This is a genomic window from Sulfitobacter sp. UBA4523, assembly GCF_002388305.1.
Classification (GTDB): domain Bacteria; phylum Pseudomonadota; class Alphaproteobacteria; order Rhodobacterales; family Rhodobacteraceae; genus Sulfitobacter; species Sulfitobacter pontiacus.
Window position 1 is genome coordinate 102,746 of the sequence record NZ_DGMH01000054.1, and the last position, 857, is coordinate 103,602.

Genomic DNA, 857 nt, shown 5'->3' on the forward strand with positions numbered 1-857 from the left:
CCTGCCGATCCCGCCGATCCTTGATGCCTCGGGCCGCGCTGACGCCCCGCTGGAGGCGATCGCGGGAACGGTCGATTTCGGCATGGGCGGGAAGGCACAGACACTAGGCTACAGCCAACCGTATCTTGGTCCCGTGTTGAGAATGCGCCGGGGCGAGATTGCACGCCCGGTCCTGAAGAACCGCCTGGACTTCGCCGTAACAGCCCACTGGCACGGGGCACATGTGCCCGGCGCGGTCGATGGCGGGCCGCAATTGGCGCTTGCCCCTGGCAAGACATGGGCGCCAGAACTGGAAATCGACCAGCCGGCGGCGACGCTGTGGTATCATTCCCACATTCATGGGGAGACCGGTCCGCAGGTCTATCGTGGCCTGTCGGGCATGCTGCTAATCGACGATCCCGACGCCTCTAACCCCGGTTTGCCGTCGACCTGGGGGATAGACGACATCCCGGTCATCATTCAGGACCGGCTCTTCGACCGAGACGGTGTTCTGGCCTATGGGCTGGACATGCCGACCATGATGCACGGGCTTCATGGCGGCACGATCTTGGTAAACGGCGCGGTTCAGCCCAACGCTAGTGTGGCGCGGGGCCTTGTCCGTCTGCGGCTTCTTAACGCGTCCAACGCCCGCGTCTACACTCTGAAATTTAACGATGGTCGAGGCTTTCATCAGATCGCTTCGGATGGTGGCTTGTTGCCAGCGCCCCTCGCGCGCGATGCATTGGTTCTGGCCCCGGCAGAGCGGGCGGAAATTGTCGTCGACCTGTCGGACGGTGCCGCCGTGCGCCTTGTCTCGTTACCCGACACCAATGCGGCCATGGGCGGCATGATGCGGGGCGGTATGGGCGGCATGATGG

At 64.1% G+C, this 857-nt stretch carries 1 protein-coding gene; it reads left to right on the plus strand.

What is annotated here, in order from left to right; translation table 11 throughout:
• Positions 1-857: multicopper oxidase family protein (locus B3849_RS13840; RefSeq protein WP_286780303.1), on the plus strand; the 857-nt coding region annotated here is incomplete at both ends.